The following is a 13,848-nucleotide window of genomic DNA, read 5'->3' as shown; positions in this document are numbered from 1 at the left end:
TCGGGACTTCACGAACATGAGCAGCGCGACTATCTCGGCGAGGTGGTCGCGTGACCTCCGCGGTCGGATGTCAAAGTACCACCTCTGGGGAGGTCCCTGTCCAGAGGCCGTGGGCCGACCATCCACGAGCAGCGGAGAAGACCCAACTCCTCGAATACGCCTGCGAGTGGCCCGAAGGAGCCCCCATTGCGTGCGCGGTACGCGACCTCTTCGGCGAGGAGACGGACCTCGCTGGCGCAGACGCGCAACTCGCTCGGCGCCTCTACGAGAACTACCCAAAACTCTTCGAAACCACCCGACAGGACGGCCTTACGTGGGTTGAACCCCGACCGGCTGCCTTTCACTTGACTGCAAGTAAGCACGGCGCAAAACCGACCGACGGGACCGGGGTCGCCCTGTCGAACGCGAAGAACATGCTCCGCCGTCGTCGGACCATCGACGACGACCCGGTCTGGGGAGACTTCCTCGGGGCGTTCGCAGCGAAACGCGACGCTACGGACGACCGCTTCCACGCCTTCGAAGCGAGGGACAATCCCGACGAGCACCTACTCGTTCCCTACGAGACGCGCTTCAACTCCTCCCGTCGAGTTGCCGGGATGGTCGAGCGCTACAACACCGCCTGGGAGCGCGCGAGTGAGCGCTCCGACCGAGCGGTCCTCGTGACACTGACCACTGACCCGAAGCGCTTCGAGTCGATATACGCGGCGGCTGACTCGCTGAGTACTGACCTGAATCGTTTCCGGTCGTGGCTGGCGAGTCCTGCCCAGCTCGGCGAGCGCCCGCCGTCGCTGGTCGTTCGTGAGTTCACGCAGAGGGGCCTCATTCACGCCCACGTCGTGTTCTTCGGTGTTCCGTGGGTTGCCCCGCAGAAGCGCATCGCGACGTACTGGAGCGCACGTCGCGACCGTGGCGAGATTGTGGACGTACGGCAGCTCACTAACCGCGACGGTCGGTGGCTCTGGCGGAACAGCCGACCGACGGGAGCGGCCTATTCCCCCCGTCGATACCTCGCGAAGATGCTCCACGAATTCGACGAGGTGGCCGACACTGACGTAGCCACTCTCCAGCGGGGAGCGAATGCGCTTCGTGGAGCGACCTCCATGAGTGAGCGACCGGAGACGAGCGAATCGTCGGAACCGCACGCTCGACCAGCGCTCTGCGACCGCGCTCGAACGTGGGCACAGGTCGCGCTGTACTGGGCAACCAACACGCGGGTGTTCACCGCTTCCCCCGTCCTGAAGACAGAGCGGGAAGGTGAGAGGAGACCGGAGTCGTCTCGCTGGCGATACCTCGGTACCGCCCGATACGAGCAGTTCCCGGCGAGTGTAACGAACGGAGCATGCGTTGTCACTCCTGGTTCCCAATACCATCCAACTACGGAGATTACCGACCCGCCGCCTGTAACCACTTGTGTGTCATAGTTATTACCAGCTCTCCTCCGGCTTCCGGGCCCCTATAGAGGTATCTTCACCATCCCCGTTTCGTTGAAGAGTGTCTCCGGCGCAGGCGGTCTACTTCCGCGCGACGGCCTGCGTTGGACTCATCCGCTGAGGTTCCTCGACGAAGAGTTGTCCGACGTCGAGGTACTCAACGTCCCCGCTTCGCTCTACGCGAACGCGGAATTCGTCGTCTTCGACGAGTCGACCATCGATGAGGAACTGTACCGCATCCATCGTCCCGAGTGAGCGAGACTGTCGGATTGTTTGACGCAGGACAGCGAGAATGGCACTACGGTCGTCCCCGCTCGCGTTGTAGAGCAGGTCTTCGAGGCTCGTCACCGTGACTGGCGTCTCGATGGCATCGTTGCTGGCGAGCGCTCGGAAGAACGAGAGCGCCCCAAGTTCGCTATCAGTCTCGATGAGGCGTTCGGTCACGATGTTGTATCCTTGCTGGAGTGTCATAGTTAGAATTGACTCAGGTTCATTTCCATCACGTTCTCGTAGCGCTCGTCGTTGGTCACTTCGGCCATGAATTCGGCGAGTTCCTCTCGGTCGTTAGTCTTCCACTCCTTGAGGTACTCAGCAGTGTTCTGGTCGGTCTTGTACAGGTGGTAGAGATACTGCACCTTGTCGATATCCAGCAACGCGTCGCCGTTCGACCCTTTGTTGAGCTTGCTCTCGATGTAGGTGATGCGTTCATCTGCGGCGACTGGCTCCTTCTTGTTTCGTGGCCCCTTGACAAGTTTCTCGTCTTCGAGGTCGCTCACGTTCAGGTTCTTCGCGAGTAGATGTTTGTTCAGGTTATCAAACTCCTCGGAGCCGCGCTGGCAGAACGCGGCATACGCCTGTGAGAGTGGGTCGATGCTTGCGGGAAGGTTCACGGAGCCTTCGAGCACCTGTTCAATGACCGAGTCGACGGTGTCGAGTGCTTCGGCAATACCAACGTTCTCACCGTCCGTGTAGACGTCGGGGTAGTGCTTCGAATAGTAGTACATGCACTTCCCGCGGAGGATGACGCCGAGGTCAGCCTTCGAGAGGTCCTCGTGACGCTCGCGTTCCTCTGCCTCGATGTCCTGTAGTTCGAAGAAGAGGCTCTGCCTGAGCTCTGTGAGCGTCAGTTCTTCGTCGACTCGCTCCTTGTTGGCGTAGACGAGGATATCGTACTCCGCGTTATCGAGTTCGGAGATGTGGGGGTTGTTCGGCATCTCCGACTGAACCGGGTACGCTCCCGTGATAGTGAATCCACTTCGAATGAGTGCTTCCAGTATCACGGACCACGCTTCGTTCTCGTTGTGGTGGTACGTGAACACCATCTCGCCTTCCGGCTTCAGTACGCGGTTACACTCCGAGAAGACGTTCGCCAGCGACTCGACAAAGAACTCCTCGTCTTTATTCGCGCTGTTGTTCGCGACGATTTCTCGCGCCTTCGGAACGAGTTCTGGTTTGAACTCGTCATACTCATCGTAGAGGCACTCTCTCAGCCAGACATAGAAGTAATCGGAAAGCTCGGAGTACTGGACGTTGTCGTAGTACGGTGGGTCCGTGATGACGAAGTCAACCGACTCGTCAGCTTCGTCGAGCCGTTCAGACGTTTTGCAATTTAGGCCACGAACTCTCCTCTCGGAAATAGACTCACGTTCAACATAGAACTGTTCTACATCACCATTCCTACTATTTTTCACTTTTTCGAATGGTCGTTCACAAAATTCTTTCGCATCGTAAACTTTGTCGAAGAAATTGCTGAGTGAAGATATGTTTCCCGCATTATTCAGGGGGTTAGGCTCAACTGGCTGTACCTTCGGACTGTAGGCGTGCCGTTCAAAAACACTGATACCCTTGGAATTGCCTGGGTGCCACCGACAAAGTTTTGAATTATATTCCAATGACGCAGAGATGGTCGTTATCAACAATTCTGACACCTTAGTTGCCGCGGCATCTTCGAACTGCTGTTGTCTGGTCTCTATCGCCTTCTTGAAGAGCAGACCGAAGGTAAGCAGGTGACGGTCCGTGTACAATTCATTGAATTCCTCATAATTGTAGTTCAACAGAGCGTCTGTCTTGTCACCGCTCGGTATGCTCTGTTGGGGAATTGGAAGCTCAGGACGTTCCCCACTCAAATGGATATCTGCCTTCTTGACGCGTTTCTCGTCTACATCAGTGAACTCCTTGATACGCTTGTCACCGCGAGGAGTTACATATTGCAGAGCGAAACGTTCGAATGTCGGTTGTTCGCCGTGCCGCTGGAGAGTCTCCTTTACGTCATGTTTGTGACCACTCGAGCAAGTGTACTTCCCATATCCGTAGGTACCATCGTTGGGGTCAAATTCATGACCACAGTTCGGACAGACCTCGTGTCCATCTTCTGAGACAGTGATGGTGTCTCCACCAACAACCGAAACCTTGTCTCCTTGCTGACGCCCCTTGTTCCGTTCCTTAAGTTCGATAATCCGGTCGTCGCAACCTTGGTTAGGGCAGTAGAGGGCTCCTGACCGTGTTTTCATGGTTTTTGCAAGCTGATACTTGGGGAACAACTGAACCTCTTCCTTGCAGGTTAGACACGGAATTCGCTGTGATTGGAAGTAGTACAGTACTTCGCACTCCTGTCCTGTCTCGGGGTCAACTGTCGTGTAGTACTCTCCAAGTTCCTCGCGGACCTCCTCCAGAATCCGGTCGAATTCGCGTTTGAGGACATCGAGGTTGACGTCGTCCATCGACTTCTTTTCCGTCCACCACGCGACCGGGTTGAGTTCGTAGCCAATGACGTCCGCTCCGAGGCGGTTCAGTTCGACCAGTGTCGTCCCGCCCCCACCGAACGGGTCGAGGACAGTGACGTCACGGTCGATATGTTTGTCGTTCGGGTTGAGTTGCTCGTTGTACGAATCGATGTACAGTCCATCGTGACTCCCACTGTCCCGTTCAGTCAGGATGTCGTCTTTGTCAATTGTGTCGTCTGTCAGCGCTGCCAGACCGAGACAGCGGAACGTTGAACCGGGGCGACGCGCCCACCATTTGTGTAGCGAGTAGATGGGGCGGTACACGTCGCGCCTGTACGTCTCTTTCTCTGCCAACTGGTCCATCAAATTAAGAGGGAGTTTGTCCCAGGATTCCATGTTCAAGCACCTCCAGCCGCGTTCGTTTCGATGTGCAATACCGGGGTCATGCACTCCGGCAGGCTGAACCCGCCATGCATGATTTTCTTCGTCGCACCCCGTTTCGTCCAGTTGTAGTGACCACGCACGAGATAGTGGTCCCGTACCCGTTGAATAATGTTCGCCTGTTCGAGCAGTTGGTACGCCTGACTGTTCCCGACTTCGCAAAATCGACCGCTGAACTTCGCCGAGAGCGACTCTTCTTGTTTATCGGGCAGTGAGTACGGCGAGTTCCCGAGGTGATTCACGTAGCCGTGGTCGCTCGTCACGAGGAACGACGTGTGGACACTCTCGTGGACGATGTCTTCAAGCAGCGTCTTCGTATCCTCGTAGATGTCCTCGATTTCTTCAGTCGAGTAGTTGCCCTTGAGTGCCTCTTCAAGGCGTTTATCGGGATGTCGCGTCCAAACGTACTCGGGTGACGTGTCGGGGAGCTGTGGCACCTCAAGGTCACCGATGTAGCGGTAGTCCTCACGATCGACGGCCGAGGGACTCTGGACGCCGAACCATTCTGGACAGATGAACTTCGTCTCACTGGGAAGCCGCTCGATGGGCGCCCATGAGAGTGAGACGTTCCAATCGTGTTCGTCGGCAAGCTCTCGTTCGAGGCGGAACCCCTCGCGGAGACTCAATGCGTCCATGATGACGCCACAGCCATCGTCCAAGCTTGTGATAGGGTGGTCACCCATCTGGTCTCGGAGGTCGTCATACAACGTGGGGTAGACCTTCGCCAACTCGCGTTCAAGGAGCCGAGTTCGATACTCTGAGTTGTCGAGCTGACGGTCACTGAGTGCGTCCTCGTCGTCCCAGATACGCCGAAAGCACTCGAATACGCCGTCGAAAACGTTCTCCTTGTGAAGGAGCGCGTCGAACTCCTCGGCCCCGTACAGTCCCTCAGTCATTTTTGTCCACCTTGAGACTGACGTCGAACGATGCCCGTTCGGGAACGTCTAAGTCCCAGACGAGACTCAACAACGCCTGTCGGGACATCGGCTCGGCCGGGTCGACAACAAACGTCTCGTCGAGCGAGACGCGCTGGTCGAGTGCGCCGGCAGTAATGCCGTACGCGGAGAGATCATCGGTCGTCAGCGTGCCTCGGACTCTGATAGTGACCTCGTGAATCTCCCACTCGATGCCAATGTCACGCTCAAGCGTGTCGATGAGGTCTGGCTTGTTGTCGGCATCGATGGTCCCCATGACGGGATGAGGCTGGATTCGTGGTCCGTCATCGTGCTCGATACCGAACTCGCTGAGGAGGTCATCAGCCGACATCCCCTTGATGGAGACCTTCCCTTCCCTGACGTCCGTCGCATCGAACTCAAAGCCACAGTCACAGGTAGTCCCCTGCAGTTCGTCTCCACATTTGGGACACTCCAGTATTGCCGACCCAAATGTCGACGTGGTCGTGGTTGCACCCTCACCACGAGAATCGCCCGTCTTCGTCTGAGCTGTCCCCTCGTCAGTGGTCTGTCGCGTGTCGATGCTGATGGTGTTCGGTTCATCCTCTTCTTCGTCTTCGACGTACTGCTCGTGAGCGAGGTTGGTGTCACTGCCGAGGCTTCCAACGCGTTCCTCGAAATACGTCCCGACCTTGAGCACACCGTCACGACAGAGCGAGTCGATAGCATCTCGCAGTTCGTCCTCACTGGTGAGGGTAGTGTACGCGGTGTTTCGGTAGAAGTCGTTTTTGAGGTATTCGTACTGAATCCCAGCAGGACCAGCTTCCTTGACGGCCTTTTTCACCTCCGAGCGCAGCTGACTGCTGTCGGGTTTGACGACCTCGATGGTCGCTGCGTAGAAGTCCGTGTTCCCGCCTGTCGGGAGGTCCTGTGGAAACAACCCTCGGTCGGTAGAGGTGTGAACGGTCCCATACTTGTCGCGAACGCGGTCGCGGAGGTTCTGGTAGTTCTGGTCGTTGATGCTATCGAAGCCCTCCGGCAGGACGTTCTCTTCGCGGATGAGACACTCGCCAGCGACGACCTTCCGCGCCAGTTCGATGATGCCAGTGTTCGTATCGACACCCGAGCGCTTCCCGGGCGTGACCAAGACGAGCGAGTTGTTGTACTCGCGTTGCTGCCCAGTCGTGAGGTCCTCGAACGCCTCATCGTAGTCTCGACTCGCACCCAGTGAAACGATGATTTTCAGTGCCTTGTTGTCAGGGATGTCCTGTTCGGTGTTGACCGGGTCAAGGATGTAGACGTTGTTGTGACCAGCGAAGAGGTCGTCTCGGATGAGCGATTCGACACGATGAATCGCATCGTGTTTATGGATATCCTGTGATTTCTTCTCGATGCGCGCTGCCGGGTTCTCGTCGACATCGAAGGCGAACTCCCCGTTGATGCGATGGATGTGCCATGCGTGGCCGTAGACCGCCTCAGAGAACGTCTGATAGATGCGGTGGGCATTAGCGCCTTTGCGCATCGTCCCCATCAACATCTGGCGCTTGTTCGCGCCCTCTTCGCCCGCACGGGCGAGACTATGGAGTAAAACGATATTGAGGAGCTCCTCGGTGAACTCCCCGAATGTCCCGTCTGAGTGCTGCAGGCGATGATAGTCGTTGATGTACTTCCCGACGAGCGGAGCGTCGATGTACTGGAACCGGTCTGTATACCCGAAGACATCGATATCACCGGTCAGGATGAGGTCCACTCGCTCGTAGTTATCGCGGAGGATTTCAGCCAGAAACCGAAGGAGCCCCCGCGCATCCGAACTAATCCGCTGTTCGGAGTACTTCTCCATCAAGAGCGTAAGCATGACCGGGTGGAACGGATAGTACCGCTTGATGCGGTCCTGCATCCGCTGATAATCTTCGAGTTGGATCTGGTCGTTCTGGCGGTAGACGTCCGTGTATTCTTTGGCGAGTGCGGCGACGCCGGCTGAATCGTCAACGGTACCGATGAGTCGGTGGAGGATGAACTCAATTTTCTCGTCTCGTCGAGAGGAGAGGTCGTGAGTGAATGGGTTCGTTCGCTGCGTAATCGCCTGAACTGATTCGTTCTCGTATAGGAGCGAGACGAAGACGCTCAACGGTGTGTCGTCACGACCTGCTGCTTCGAGGAGATTCTGTAGGAAGGCGAGATTGTCGTCACGATACTCCGACCGGTTCGACATCCCGAACCACCGCTCGAACTCGTCGATGAGCACCAAGGTAGGGGTCTCGTCGAGGGTATCTCGGATTTGATGAACAGTCGGAGCCCTCCCATCCGTCCACTCGTCGATACCCAGATAGTCTCCGACGGCCACCGAAAGCCGGTCGTAGTCCCTATCCAAGTTGAACATCTGGAGCGCGGCCGTCTGTGTCTCTTGGGGGAGGTCGATATCGAGACCGCGCTGGTCAAGCCATCGCTGGCCGATATCGGGCGAATTGAACAGGTGGTAGACCACGAGTTCGATGTGGCTTTTCCCGCTCCCGTATCCGCCGCCGATGATTTGCCCCCCTTCGTCGAAATCGGCATCGCTGCGGAGCTTACGAGCCGTGTTGTGGATAATCGTCGTGAGCGTTTCTGTGGGGTAGGTGATATCGAGGATACGCTCTGCATCCTGCTCGGGTGATTCGCGGTCGTCGTAGAGATTGTACAGACTGACCTCGTCGAGTAGCCCGGCAGGGTCGATTGTCTCATCTTCCCCTCGAATCTCCTCACTTGGAGAAGCGTACTCAGCGATAACCCGCTCAGTCATCACGGACACCGGTGCCGTTCGGTCTGACTCGGAAATCCATGTCCGTCATGTGAACCAGTACGCTAAAAATGCTTACCATAGTAGAGATTCGCGCAAGCGAGAGATGTCAAATATAATGCTATATCGAGATAATGGACTCCTGAACCCTGGCCTGAACACTACCTACTCCGAGGCCGACGGCCAATAATTTGTATTAATCAAGACACTCCACGAAGTATGTGTTTATATGAATGCTGAATATCCCCCTACGGCGAGTGTGCTGTCGAAGTAGTACACAGCCCCCTACACGTACTCGTCTGAAATATTTACTAATAATTCTGTGAACTCTATAGGACATATCGCTCAATGTTAATTATGATATTGGCAGAGATACTTGAGAAATATAGTTACACTTCTCGGATTCGCATAACGCTTATTCACTTCAGCAGACAACTGGCGTCACAGATGCTGACCCGTTCACGGACGGTATGTTGAAAACACCGCTGTCGTAACCCGCCATACAGCAATTGATTACCCCTTGATTAGAGGTTCGTATAAAACACACTATCACAGAACCATGTCCACAGAAGACAAACCATCCATCGATTCGACTGAACAGCTTACGAACGACCAAGTTGACCTCGCGGAATACCCCGAAGAGCTCCACCAACTAATCGAGTTAGTGTGGTCTCACGAGGAGGCCGCCAAGGAGATTGCAGGGGATGGAAGCCCTGACGCGTACCTGGCCCGAATCCTGTTGGCGCTCGCCTACGGTCGAACGCCTGAAGCCGCAGACCGAGCGCACCTCCTGAGTGATTCCACGAATGACAAATGAAGGGACTACTCGTCGAGGAGACGGTCCATGAGGAGGTTGACAACCTCGTCCTTCCCGAGCTCCTGTTGAAGTCGCGCCCGGAGTTGAGTCCGCTCGGGGTCGTCCGCCTCGTTGATGAGTCCCGCGGAGACGTCTTCGGTCATGCGACTCTTGGCGAGACGGACACCGGGGTCCTTCGGTTCGCCGCACTTCGGGCAGAAGCGCTCGCTCGGTTGGAGCAGCTCACGGCAGTTACTGCACGGGACGGGTTCCATGTCCGGACCGTCGTCTTCGCCAGCAGTTGGGATTCCGAGTTGCGTTCGAATCCCGTCGTTACGCTGGTCGTCCGTCGTCTGGTCGTAGATAGCGAGCATCCGGTCATCGCTCCATCCGGCGACATGTTGGATTTGCTGCGGGTTCAGCCCCCCCTCGTTACTGAGTCGGGTCATCGCCGCGTGGCGGAATGCATGCGGGTTGACCGGCTTGTCGATATCCGCTCGCTCAGCGGTTCGTTCGAGGACACTTCGGATTCCGTCAGGGGACAGTGCACCCTCTTGAGGACGTTCGGGGTCGTATCCCTGCGTGGTCCAGAGCGGAGCGCGAGGGTTCTCGGGGTCTGGATGACCGAAGTTTATCCAGGTCTTCAGTTCGCCCATCGACCAGAGCAGCGGGCGCTTTCTATCATCGAGTCCTTTGTGTCCCCCAACAGCCTCGGAGTTCGGTTTCCAGTGGGCGTCAGGGCCTTCGACCTGTACGTCCCCGACCCGGAGTTGAGAGGTGAGCGTAACACGGGGACCATCGGCGAGAAATGTGATGAGAGCACGGTCTCGCTGCGTGTTCCGGCCACGTCCGGCGGCCTGTTTCAGGTCTTCAACATCCCCCGGGGTGAGGAGCATATCAGGGTCCTTCGCTCTGACCTCTTGGGAGGGAATCTCGATGTCCTCCCAGAAGAGGTATGCTCCGTATTCGTCGCGGTCGTTGAGCCACTCGAAGAACAACCGAAGGACTCGGCAGTAGTTGTACATTCCGCCACCAGTCGGGTCGAGTTCATATCCACCTTCGTCCGCGGGTCGGGTGAGAAGGACCAGGAAGTCGTCGAGGTCACTCTTTCCCATGTCAATCAATGGAGTGGCAGCCCGTTCACCGGCATTTCGGAGAGTGCTCAAGTCGGTCGTGAGCGTGGTCGGGGCCCATCCCTGAGCCTCTCGGTGGTCGTGGAACGCGTGAATCGCTTCGCGGTCACGTTCGTCGAGATTCGAACCTTCGAGGAGTTCGAGCTGCCGAACGTGCTTTTGTTCGAGACCTCCAGCATCGTTTACGTCCGCCATGACAGGAGTACGTGGGGACAGATTATAGGGTTGTCGCACCGAAAATGCGCCAGATGTTCGGACAGTCGAGCGACTGACGGCGACACCCTCCTCGGTGTTTTTCACGGCGAGGAGCGGCGGCTACGCCCGTCGCGTCCGACCCCCTCGGCCGACCGCCCTCACTCCGCGTCGGGGTGTTTGGGGTAGTTCTCGAGCGTGTAGAACTCGTCGTGGTCGCACACCTGACACCGGCCGGGCGGTCTGAACTGGTGGTCGGCCGTGTGGAGGCCGGCGTAGACGACGTGGCACTCGCCGCAGACGTACATCTGTGGCTTCTGTGGGACGTGAGCCATGGGCCACCAGTTGTCACTGGGAACGAAATAGTTCTGCCATCCTGAGAGGGACAGTCACGACCGGCGAACGACACGCTCAACCGCCCCCCGGACGAACGGCGAGTAATGGATACGGAGCGACCGGCGCGCTCGCGTCGACTCCTCTGGCGGTTCGTGTGGACCGCGCTGACGGGGGCGGTCCTGCTCGGGGTCGTCGACACCGTCGCGGCGAGCAACGCGGCCGTGAGCCTCTCGGAGGGGTCCGAGGCGGGTGGCCTCGACATCCCCCGCTGGCTCTACATCATGACCGGCGGCGCGACCATCGGCGCGTCGGCCGTCCTCGCCAGTTTCGTCACCGACCGGCGGTTCATCGAGGACGCCCACGACCAGCGGTTCGTCCTCCCCTCGCGGGCGGGCGTTCGGCGCGGCCTCGTGCTCGCGGCGCGCGCGCTGGGCGTCCTCGCGCTCGTCTACGTCGTCTGGCAGGGGTCCGTCGGCCCGCAGGTCCCGACGGTCAACGCGGCCATCATCCTCGTGTTCGCGGGGGCGCGGGCGGGGCTCACGATGGTCGCCTACCTCGTCGCGAACCCGTGGCCCGCGCTCGACCCGTGGCGGACCGTCGCGAACCGCCTCCCGACGCTCGACCGACCCTACCCCGAGCGACTCGGTCGGTGGCCCGCCGTCGTCGGCTTCCTCGGCCTCATCTGGGTGGAGACGACGACGCTCGTCAGTTCGGTCCCCGCCGTCCTCGCCTGGGCGCTCGTGGGGTACACCGTCCTGACGCTCGCCGGGGCTGTCGTCTTCTCGCCGGCGGCCTGGTTTCACAACGCCGACCCCATCGCCGTCATGTTCCGGTTCTACGGGAGCGTCGCGCCGGTTCGCTGGCGCGAGACGGGGCTGTCGGTGCGCGTCCCGGGCTTTCGCCTCCCCGACACCGACCTCGTCTCCGACGGGGCCGACGTGGCGTTCGTCGTCGCGCTGGTCTGGGAACTGACGTTCACCGGGTTCGTGACCACCACGACCGGCGGAGCCCTCGTCCGGGGACTGGTCGGCGTCGGCCTGCCGCCGCTGGTCGTCTACGCGCTCCTGTTCGTGGGGGGGTACCTCGCGTTCCTCGGGGCGTACCGGTACGCGGCGACGCGCTCGCACCGCGTCTCCGAGACGTACCTCTCGACGCGGACGCTGCTGGTGCGGTTCGCACCGCCGCTGCTCGCCATCGCCGCCGGCTACCACCTCGCGCACTACCTCGGCTTCTTCGTCTCGCTGACGCCGCGGCTGGCGGACGTCCTCACGAGCCCCCTCTCGCCGGCGGCGAACCCGCTCGTCCTCACCGTCCCCACCTGGTTCGGCGCGCTCCCCATCGCGTTCGTCCTCGTGGGACACGTGCTGTCGGTGTGGCTCGCGCACGCGACGGCCTACGAGACGTTCCCGGCGCGGATGCAGGCCATCCGGAGCCAGGCGCCGTTCGTCGTCGTGATGATAGCGTACACGGTCGCCAGCCTCTGGCTCCTGTCGCTGCCGACGGCGTCCCCGCCGTTCGTCGGCGGCTGAGACACCTATCGCTCGACAGTGACGGTCCGCTCGGGCATCTCGAAGAAGGCGGTCTCGTAGCCGTCGTGGCGGGCGACCTGTGGGGGGACCGCCACCCGGAGGGTCACCTCGTCGCCGTCGGCCAGCGCGTCGACGGGGGCAGCGTAGTGCGAGCCGAGGTCCGGCGAGAGGGTCTCGACCAGCCGGTCGTCGAAGGCCGTCTCCCCGCCGCGCCGGACCGTCGCCGACAGCGACATCGAGGGGAGGACGAACTCGTTGTACGGCGTGCGGGCGACGACGACGAGCGTCTCCCCCCCGTCGCGTTCGACCGCGAGCAGGTCGAGGACGGCGTCACCCGTCGTCGTCCGGCCCACGTGCGTCCCCGGGAGGGTCTCGACGGGCGGGACGACGCCCATCGAGTGGCCGCCGTCCATCCCCGTCCCCGCGCTCCCGTTGGCCCCGTCGTCGCGGTCCATGCCGTCGTGGTCCATGCCGCCGTGGTCCGCGTCGCTCCCGTTCGACCCGTTGTGCTGGCCCGTCGCGCCGCCCATCCCCACGTCCATCTTCATGGGGGGAATCGCGTCGCGCTCGCCCGCCCGGTCGCCGGTCCGGTCCAGTTCGAGGCCGTACACCTGGTCGGTGTCGAAGGTGAACGCGAACTCGCCCGAGTGGACGCCCTCGAGGCGGCGCTCGAAGGCACCGGTGCGCTCGACGCCGGGGCGTCCGACGGTCACCCTCGCCGTGTAGTCGCCCTCGCCGTCGAGCGGGAAGTTGTCCCCGTAGTGGAACCCCATCTGCTGGGAGAGCATCGGGTAGAGCACCTCCTGGGTGACGGTCGAGCCGTCACGGTCGACGCGGACCGAGACGTCCGAACCCGTCGGGAGGACCCGGCCCGACGCCTCGTCCCAGACGGCCACCATCAGGTGGACGGCGTCGTCGTTCGTCACGACGACCTTCTCGCGGTCGCGGTTGGTGACGTTCCAGAACCGGTGGGGGTAGGAGTACAGCAGGGCGAGACCGTAGGGGCCGGCGCTGGTCCGACCGTACATACCCATCGACTCGGTCACCGCGGGGACGTAGACGGCGTCCGGTCGGTCCTCTACGAGCGGGGGGTCGCGCCACGCCGACTGGGTCCCGAACCCGCCGAGACAGCCCGCGAGCGCGAGGGAGGCTCCACCTGCGAGCGTTCGGAGTACGTCGCGCCGTCGCATTGGTGAGACTAGTCGACCTGCGCGAATACGCCTATTGGTTCGACGGTCGAAACCCACTCGAGTCGGTCAGTCGTTCGAGCGGTGTCCACCGGCCGAGCGCGTGATGCGCCGCCGGCGGCGGGTGTACGCCCGCCAGAGAACGAGCCCGGTACCGGCGTAGACGGCGAGCAGCCCCCCGGCGAGGCCCCCGACGCCGACCGTCGCGGCGACGGCACCCGGGAGGACGAACAGGACCGTCGCGGCGACGCCCAGCAACACCCCCGGGAGGCCGACGGTCATGTAGGCGACGGCCGTCCCGAACGTGAGCTGTCGCTGACCACAGCCCGGGCAGTTCGACTCCTCGGCCGGGATGGGTCGGCCGCAGGCGACGCACGGTATCCGACTCACGTCACCACGTAGGGGTATCGAT

11 protein-coding genes are annotated in these 13,848 nt (G+C 60.3%); 3 read left to right on the top strand and 8 right to left on the bottom strand.

The window, feature by feature from the left end; genetic code table 11:
• The first annotated feature begins 50 nt into the window (after positions 1 to 50).
• Positions 51 to 1,421: a DUF8148 domain-containing protein gene (locus P1Y20_RS01525; protein ID WP_304446893.1), complete on the top strand. Its 1,371-nt coding sequence runs from the start codon at positions 51 to 53 to the stop codon at positions 1,419 to 1,421.
• A gap of 90 nt (positions 1,422 to 1,511) precedes the next feature.
• On the opposite strand, the gene P1Y20_RS01520 is transcribed toward P1Y20_RS01525, so the two are convergent.
• From P1Y20_RS01520 to P1Y20_RS01505, 4 genes are read right to left on the bottom strand one after another with little or no spacing between them, the layout of a single operon-like run.
• Entirely contained in the window at positions 1,512 to 1,901 is a 390-nt protein-coding gene (locus P1Y20_RS01520) for a DUF8076 family protein (RefSeq protein ID WP_304446892.1), read from the bottom strand.
• Positions 1,902 to 1,903: 2 nt separating this feature from the next.
• Entirely contained in the window at positions 1,904 to 4,549 is a 2,646-nt protein-coding gene (locus P1Y20_RS01515) for a DUF1156 domain-containing protein (protein ID WP_304446891.1), read from the bottom strand.
• Positions 4,550 to 4,551: 2 nt separating this feature from the next.
• Positions 4,552 to 5,490: a hypothetical protein gene (locus P1Y20_RS01510; protein ID WP_304446890.1), complete on the bottom strand. Its 939-nt coding sequence runs from the start codon at positions 5,488 to 5,490 to the stop codon at positions 4,552 to 4,554.
• Positions 5,483 to 8,269: a hypothetical protein gene (locus P1Y20_RS01505; RefSeq protein WP_368662132.1), complete on the bottom strand. Its 2,787-nt coding sequence runs from the start codon at positions 8,267 to 8,269 to the stop codon at positions 5,483 to 5,485. Before P1Y20_RS01505 ends, P1Y20_RS01510 begins: the two co-directional genes overlap by 8 nt.
• A 553-nt stretch (positions 8,270 to 8,822) precedes the next feature.
• Here P1Y20_RS01505 and P1Y20_RS01500 point away from each other — a divergent pair.
• The gene (locus P1Y20_RS01500) at positions 8,823 to 9,080 is read left to right on the top strand and encodes a hypothetical protein (RefSeq protein WP_304446889.1); all 258 of its coding nucleotides are present in this window, start codon (positions 8,823 to 8,825) and stop codon (positions 9,078 to 9,080) included.
• A gap of 5 nt (positions 9,081 to 9,085) precedes the next feature.
• On the opposite strand, the gene P1Y20_RS01495 is transcribed toward P1Y20_RS01500, so the two are convergent.
• Positions 9,086 to 10,387: a site-specific integrase gene (locus P1Y20_RS01495; RefSeq protein WP_304446888.1), complete on the bottom strand. Its 1,302-nt coding sequence runs from the start codon at positions 10,385 to 10,387 to the stop codon at positions 9,086 to 9,088.
• A gap of 158 nt (positions 10,388 to 10,545) precedes the next feature.
• Positions 10,546 to 10,719, bottom strand: coding sequence for a hypothetical protein (locus tag P1Y20_RS01490; RefSeq protein ID WP_304446887.1), 174 nt, complete (start codon positions 10,717 to 10,719; stop codon positions 10,546 to 10,548).
• Positions 10,720 to 10,824: 105 nt separating this feature from the next.
• Here P1Y20_RS01490 and P1Y20_RS01485 point away from each other — a divergent pair, with 105 nt between their 5' ends.
• Positions 10,825 to 12,249, top strand: a complete 1,425-nt coding sequence (locus P1Y20_RS01485) for a hypothetical protein (RefSeq protein ID WP_304446886.1) — start codon at positions 10,825 to 10,827, stop codon at positions 12,247 to 12,249.
• 5 nt (positions 12,250 to 12,254) lie between these two features.
• Here the strand turns inward: P1Y20_RS01485 and P1Y20_RS01480 are convergent, their stop codons facing one another.
• Together P1Y20_RS01480 and P1Y20_RS01475 are read right to left on the bottom strand one after the other, a co-directional pair.
• On the bottom strand, positions 12,255 to 13,439 hold the full coding sequence (locus P1Y20_RS01480; RefSeq protein WP_304446885.1) for an iron transporter: 1,185 nt from the start codon (positions 13,437 to 13,439) through the stop codon (positions 12,255 to 12,257).
• Positions 13,440 to 13,505: 66 nt separating this feature from the next.
• Complete coding sequence (locus P1Y20_RS01475) at positions 13,506 to 13,826, bottom strand: hypothetical protein (RefSeq protein WP_304446884.1); 321 nt, start codon at positions 13,824 to 13,826, stop codon at positions 13,506 to 13,508.
• Between the last annotated feature and the right edge of the window lie 22 nt (positions 13,827 to 13,848).

This window comes from Halomarina ordinaria (genome assembly GCF_030553305.1).
Taxonomy (GTDB): domain Archaea; phylum Halobacteriota; class Halobacteria; order Halobacteriales; family Haloarculaceae; genus Halomarina; species Halomarina ordinaria.
The sequence above is the reverse complement of the archived record's forward strand: the minus strand, read 5'-3'. Positions and strand labels throughout refer to the sequence as shown.